Source organism: Leptothrix toolikensis (SeqCode), from assembly GCF_057922285.1.
On record NZ_JBYSVC010000102.1, the window covers coordinates 1 to 7,386 of the forward strand.

Below are 7,386 nucleotides of genomic sequence, written 5' to 3' on the forward strand. Positions count from 1 at the left end.
GTCAACTCTCGGGCACCTTCACCGGCCCCGGTCACACAAATAGCGGCACATGGCAAGCCAATAGCTCGGATGTGAACCCGGCACCTGCACCGGCACCTTCTCCCGCACCGACACCGGCCCCTGCTCCAGCCCCCGCTCCTACCCCTGTGCCAACACCAACACCGGCTCCTGTTCCTGTGCCCCCTCCCGCACCAGCCCCTGCGCCCGTTCCTGCACCGGCACCGGCCCCTGTGCCAACACCCGCACCCGCACCCGCACCCGCCACGGGTGACATCGCTGCCGGGCAGACCAAGTTCAATGGTTTGTGCTTTGCCTGCCACACCACCAACGTGGCCGCCAATGTCAACAATGTGACCAAGGCGGCCACGCTCAGCGGCATCACGGCGGCCATGACCAAGGGCGCTCACGGTGGGTTTGCCAGCACCCTGAGTGCGCAAGATTTGCTCAATCTGTCGGCCTATATCAACAGCGCACGCTGAGACCGTACTTTGGTCACACCCTGGTACACACCCGAATCAGGGGGGTGTCCGTTCTCTCGCTACGATGCAGCCCGCGTGACTTGCAATGCAACAGCAAAGGGTTTGGATCATGGCGGGACTTTTTCAGCACATGCTGCGCATGGCCGCCGGTCTGCGCTACCCCGGGGGGGAGCGCAGACCGGGACTGCCGATCCTGATGTACCACCGCGTCTTGGCTCAGCCCGACCCGCTGCAACCCGAAGTACCCGACGCCGCTTGGGTGGACATGCAACTGCGGCTCTTCGCCCAAAGCTTCAACGTCTTGCCCCTGCCCGAAGCCGTGCAGCTGATGCGCGAACACCGGCTCCCGCCACGCGCCATGTGCCTGACCTTTGACGACGGCTACCGCGACAACCACGACGTGGCCCTGCCCTTGCTGCGCTCACATGGCATCAGTGCGACGGTCTTTGTGGCCTCGGGTTTTCTAGATGGTGGGCGGATCTTCAACGACACCGTGGTCGAGGCAGTACGCCGCTTGCCCACCGGCACGGTCGATCTGCGCTTTGCGGGCATGGGGATTCATCCCGTAGGTGACTTGGCCAGTCGGCGCGTGCTGATCGGGCTGCTGACCCAAAACATCAAATATCAAAAGCCCGAAGACCGCCATGAAAGCTGCCGCCGCCTGCAAGACTTGGCTGAGGGCGCGCTGCCCGACGACTTGATGATGCGCCCGGAGCATGTACAAACCCTGCACCGCCAAGGCATCGACATCGGTGGCCACACCGTCAATCACCCGATTCTTGCCTTGCTCGATGAAGCCCAAGCGCGCCAAGAGATCGAAGCGAATCGGGCCTACTTGCGTGATCTAACCGGCAAGACGCCACGCACCTTTGCCTTTCCCAACGGCAAACCCAACCGCGACTACACCAAGGCGCAAGCCGACTTGGTGCGCCAAGCGGGCTACGAAGCAGCGGTCAGCACCGCTTACGGTATCGCCAACGCCCGCCAAGATTTGTTTGAACTACCGCGCTTTGTAGCGATTGAGCGCACCCCGCTGCGCATGGGCGCGCGTATGCTGCGTGTGGCCAAGTACCAACAACCCAGCGTCGCCCAATGACCACTTCCTTTGGTGCCAAGTCGCTGCTGCGCTCAGCGCTGCTGATGACCGGCTCGACCTATTTGGCCTACGCCGCTGGGTTGATCACCAACACCTTGATCGCCCGCCATCTCGGCCCAGCGGACTACGGCCGCTACGCCTACATGGTGTGGCTGTCGGGCGTACTGGTGTTGCTGATGAACAATGGCTTGAACATCTCGGCCATCCGCTTTATCTCAGAAAGCCTGGGTCGCAATGACCGATCAGCGGCGGCCAAGCTGCACGGTTGGTTCAGACGCCGCCAAGTCAGCAACGCCTTACTCATCGGCGTCTTCTTTCTGCTGGTCCTGCGCTTCGTTGAGCCCTCCGGTTGGGAAAACGACCTCGTTTTCTTTGGGGCCCTTGCCTTGACCGCATCGGTCGCCAAGGCTTGGTATCTGTTCAGTGTCTCGACCGCCAAAGGCTACGGTCTTTTTGGCATCGAGGCCATGTCGATGACCTGGATGAGCCTGACCAACTTGGTCGCGGTGGTCACGATGTTCCTGATCGGCAGCGACTTGAACATCTACTTGCTGCTCTTTGTCGGCATCAGCGTGGCGCACCCACTCATCGCCCGCTCCCAGCTCAAACGCGAAGGCATCCGCCCGGATAACCAACGCCCGGATGCTGATCTCTTGGCGCGGGTCAAACCCCATTTGCTCTGGACCATTCTTTCCACGCTGGTCTGGGCCTTCAGCAACAAAGCCATCGAAACCTTTTTGCTCAACGCCTTGGTGGGTGCCGAAGCGGTGGGCTTTTTCACCATTGCAGCGGCGTTGACCCGAGGCGGTGTGGAAATGCTCTCCATCGGCCTGACCACCGTCTTGATGCCCGCCTTGGCCAATGCTTGGGGCAGCGATGGCATCACCCGCGTGGCGCGGATGACGGCAGACGCCGTGCGTTACTTCCACTTCTTGGGCACTTTGCTGGCGGGCTTGGGCTTTTTCTGGGCTGGTCCCGCTATCGAGCTGATGTATGGCGAGCGCTTTGCACCAGCGGCCTTTTTGCTGCAAGTGATGGTGATCGTCAAAGGCCTGACCCTGAGCCACAGCGCGTTGGGTGCGGTGCTCTCCATCACCGACAACCAGCGCATCCGTGTCTTTGAAGCGGTCGTTTCGGTGGGGCTGAGTGCCTTGTTTGCCTTCTGGCTCATACCGCTCTATGGCCTGAGCGGGGCGATCACGGCCCACGCCATCTCGACGTTGCTGGTTTATGTGTTCGTGGTGATTGCGGTGCGGCGCTTGCTGGACATGCGCCTACCCATCGCGGCCATGCTGCGCATGAACTTGGCGGGTGCTCTGGCCATGCTCATCGCCTTGGGTGCGGGCTTCCTCACAGGCTTGGGCACGTTGCGCTCTTCGGTGGTCGAAGGCTTTGTCTTCCTGCTGCTCTACCCGGTGCTCACCTTGGTCCTGCGGGTCTGGAGCGCCAACGATCTGGGCATGCTCGATAAAGGTGCCGACCGCTTTCCCAAATTGCGTGGGGTTTCACAACGGCTGATGCGCTTTGCGAGCAAAGACGCCCGCCCCAGCGCCTAGCCAAGTAAGAATCTCGCACATTGGGTGAACTTTCATGCCCATGATCCCGTTTGAGAGTGCTCCTTAACTTTTTAACAAGTCGGTGCTTTTTAGATTAGCGCTATCGCACCGTCTATCGTTCCAGAAAGCATCGACCCCATGAACAAGCCCAGCTCCGAGCAGATCCAAGCGACCCACCTTACTGCGACTGCGACTGCTGCGGCTGCGACGGCTGCGGCTGCGGCTGCCGGACGATCAGCTCGCATCATCGGGCGGCCTGACGATGTTGCCGTTGAAGATGCGGCGCAAGACGCCCCCATCGAGGACATCGCCGCGACCGCACAAGAAGCCGAACAAGAAGCCGAAACGCTCCTTGCCATGGCCGATGAAACCGGCACCCCTGCGGCAGCGGAACCGCCGAGCACCCCCACCCCTGCCCCATCCAGCAGCGCTGGCCACCAAGACATCAAGCCCCTTTGGCTCTATGGTGGCGCGGGGGGTTTAGGTTTACTCGCGGTGGCCGCAGCCAGCTCAGGCAGTCAGAGCGCACCCGCACCGGCACCCGCACCGGCACCGGCAGACACCACGCCGCCTACCGCACCCACAGGCAGCACGGTCACGGTCAATGCCGTTAAGGCCTCTGTGGGCACCGGCAGTCATGTCAGTGTTCATCTATCCAGCGTGCCAGCTGATGCAGCCACCATCACGCTCACGCTGATCGACAGCAGCAACCCTGCGCACACCTACACCCATCAGCTCACAGGCACAGGCACAGGCAGTGGGGCGGCGACCACGCAGTCCTATACCTTCGCCAACGTACCTGACGGGGCCTACACCACCACCGTCGCCTATACCGACGCAGCGGGCAACCCCGCCACGTTCACCACGCCAACGCCCCAAGCCCTCGACACGGTGGTCGGCAACCCGACCGTCAGCGCCCCACCCAGTTACAACCCAACCACCCAAGCCAGTAGCCTTAACGTCACCTTGCCCACCGACGCCAAGGCGGGGGACACCCTCTCCATCACGGTTCACGATGTTTCTGGTGCCCTCGCTGATCGCTTGGTGACCCATGCACTCACAGCCCAAGACGTGAGTGCGGGCATCGCCCACATGGATCTCAGCCCGGTGCTGGTGAATGGCACGTCGTACACCGCCTCGACCACCCTGACCGACGCGGCCCTCAATGTCTCCACGCCGGCCTCAACCGCGCCATTCACCGTAGACACCGTCACCACGGTGCCCACGCTGCTGCAAGCCGGCAGCGCCAACGCCATCAGCGGCAACACGGTCTTCAGCTCGGCCATCGACATCACTGGCGTCGAAACCGGGGCCAGCGTGCAGTACGAGGTCTACCAAGGCCAGCCCACCGGCGTACTCACCACCCTGACGACAGCTGCGGCCACGGGCACGACTTACACCATCCCCTCGCAAACCAGCAACGGCAGCTACAGCATCCATGTCGTGGTCACCGATGCAGCGGGCAACACCGCCAGCAGCATCACCAGCTACACGCTGCAAGGGATCAACGGCCCGTTGATCAGCTTCACCGACACCGCACCCGCAGGCACTGCGGCGGGTGATGCGCTGTGGACCGATCACCTCACCCAGGTGCTGCCCGTCCTGACGCTCACGCCGGATGCCGCCATGCCGAGCAGCTTCAGCGTCACCGAGTACAGCACCAATGGGGGCCAGACTTGGCTGACCAGCCCGCCCAGTACGCTCACTTGGACGCCCAACACCCGCGTCGATGTCAGCGTGCGCTACACCGATCCAAGCAGCGGCTTATCCACCCTGCCCAGCAACACCTTTGCCACCTACGATCCTCAAGCACCCAGCGCGGCACCCACCGATCTGGGCCTGACATCCACCAAGGTAGGCAACAACCAGAGTGACATCGTTGTCAGCCTGAGCAACATCCCGGCGGATGCCCTGGCCAACTTGACCCAGGTGGAGCTGCTCAGCAACGGCCAGCCGGTGGCGAACCTCACGGCCACGATCACACCCGGTACGACAACAAGTACCTACACCTTCTCTTCGCCCAGCCTGAGCGACGCCACCTACAGCGCGCGGGTCAGCTACACCGACGCTGCTGGCAACACCACCAGTACGCCGGTCGTCTCCAGCACCTCGATCACCCCGGACACCACCGCGCCAGTCGCGGCCCCGGTGTTGCAACTGGCCAGCCCAGTCGCCCCTGGGGCGGCCACCCGTGATGCCACGCTGGCAGCAATCAGCCCAGATGCGGATGCCACCCGCGTTGAATACCGCGTGACCGACCCCGCCACCGGCAGCTTCAGCGCATGGTCGGCGACCGCTCCCCTGCCCAGCGTCTCGACCCAAAACACCGGCCCGCAAAACTACACGGTCGAAGCTCGCCAACTGGATGCGGCTGGCAACGCTTCACCCAGCGCTTCGCTGAGCTACACGCTCGACAACTTCGTCGGCAGCCCGACCTTGGGCGCGCCCAACTACAGCCCCACCAACAAGGCCACCACCCTCAACCTCAGCCTGCCAGCAGATGCTCAAGCGGGTGATCTCCTCCATCTCACGGTCCACGATGTCACGGCCAACCTAGACGCCGTTGTGACTTACACGGTCCAGCCAGCCGATGTAGCCAGCTTGACGGGGCCTGTCACGGTCGATATCAGCAGCGCCCTCAGCACCAGCGGCAACAGCTACACCGTGACCGGCATCCTGAGCGATGCCGTTGGCAACATCTCCGCCCCACCGGCCACCGTAGCGGCGTTCACCTTCGACAACCTCGCCTCGGCTCAACCCACAGCCCTGAGCTTGGGCTATCTTGCGGCCGCTCAGGCAGGGGTCGGTGGCACAGCGGCTTGCTCGATCACGCTTGATCCAGCCGCCACCTTCGCGGGGGACACCCTCGTCCTCCATATCCCGGGCCTCACCACCCAGCCCGCAGCCATCGTCCTCACGGCACAAGACATCGCATCGGGCTCATTGACAGTCGATGTCACAGGCTTGCTCAGCAGTGGCACCACCTACAGCGGCGTCAGTGCCCAAATCACCGATGCGGCCGGCAACACGGCGGGGGCCTTGACGCTTGCCTCCCCCTTCACGTTTGACAACAGCGTGGGGACACCCTCCGCTTTGGCCCTGAGCTACAACCCGGCCACCCCCAACACGGCCTACCTCGACCTCACCTTGCCTGCGGACGCTTTGGCCGGTGACCTCCTCACCCTGACCCTCAGCGACGCCACCCAAGGCACCACCCCGGGCACGACCCAGCTCATCCACTACACCGTCTTGCCCACCGATGTGGCGGGTGGTGCGGCGCTGCGTCTCGATTTAAAGGGGCTGGCTCCGGCCTTGGTGTTGATCAATGGCAACAGCTACGGGGCATTCGTCACCCTGACGGATGCCGCTCTTAACGTTTCAGCCCCGGCAACCACCACTGCCGTTCTCACCTTTGACAACCTCGTCTTGGCCCCAGTGGTCACCCTGAACACCGACACGGGGGTACTGACCAACGATGGCATCACCCAGTTAGGGGCTTACACGGTCACCGGCCTTGAGCCCGGTGCAGGCACCACGGTGGCCTACAGCACCGACGGCTCCACTTGGACGAGCAGCGCGCCGGTCGCAGCCGAAGGCTTGAACACGTTCTACGTGCGCCAAACCGATGCCGCCGGCAATGTCAGCCCGGTGGTGATCGGCTCACCCAGCCTGAGCTTCACGCTCGACACCGCCGCACCCGTGGCCACCACCGTCGCACTCAGCAGCGATACCGGAACCGTGGGTGACTTGATTTCCTCGCTGGCGGGTATCACGGTCGGGGCCATCGAGGCCAACACCAGCGTCACCTACAGCATCGACGGCACGGCCGTTATGAACCCCGGTGCCCTTGGGAGCGGTCTGGCGGATGGCGCGCATACGGTGGTCGTGAGCCAAACCGACTTGGCGGGCAACGTCACTGCCAGCAGCCTGAGCTACGTCCTTGACACCGTCGTGGCACCGCTTGGCTTGGCGCTGGTGAGTGACAACGGGGTCTTCAACACCGACAAAATCACCTCACTGGGTTCGGTCAAGCTGGTCGATACCGTCACAGGGCTGGATGTTTTGCCCGAGGCAGGTGCCTTGGTCGAGTACGGCACGCTGGTCAACGGCAGCCTGAGCTGGTCCGGTGCCTTTACCCCCGCCATGGGTATCAACGATGTTTGGGTGCGTCAAACCGACATGGCGGGCAATGTGTCGGGGTTTGATCCGCTGACACCTGCGCTGCATTTCACGCTGGTCAGTGCGAACGCCGCCC

Annotated in this window: 4 protein-coding genes; all 4 read left to right on the forward strand. The window is 63.1% G+C overall.

What is annotated here, in order from left to right:
* The coding region (locus AC3VI7_RS11510) for a c-type cytochrome (RefSeq protein WP_489671541.1) at positions 1-479 on the forward strand (479 nt) is incomplete at its 5' end.
* 109 nt (positions 480-588) lie between these two features.
* A complete protein-coding gene (locus AC3VI7_RS11515) occupies positions 589-1,575 on the forward strand; it encodes a polysaccharide deacetylase family protein (protein ID WP_489671542.1) in 987 nt (328 codons plus the stop codon).
* On the forward strand, positions 1,572-3,131 hold the full coding sequence (locus AC3VI7_RS11520; protein WP_489671066.1) for an oligosaccharide flippase family protein: 1,560 nt from the start codon (positions 1,572-1,574) through the stop codon (positions 3,129-3,131). The genes AC3VI7_RS11515 and AC3VI7_RS11520 overlap by 4 nt, the downstream gene beginning before the upstream one ends.
* 138 nt (positions 3,132-3,269) lie before the next feature.
* On the forward strand, positions 3,270-7,386 hold a 4,117-nt coding region (locus AC3VI7_RS11525), incomplete at its 3' end, for a beta strand repeat-containing protein (RefSeq protein ID WP_489671543.1).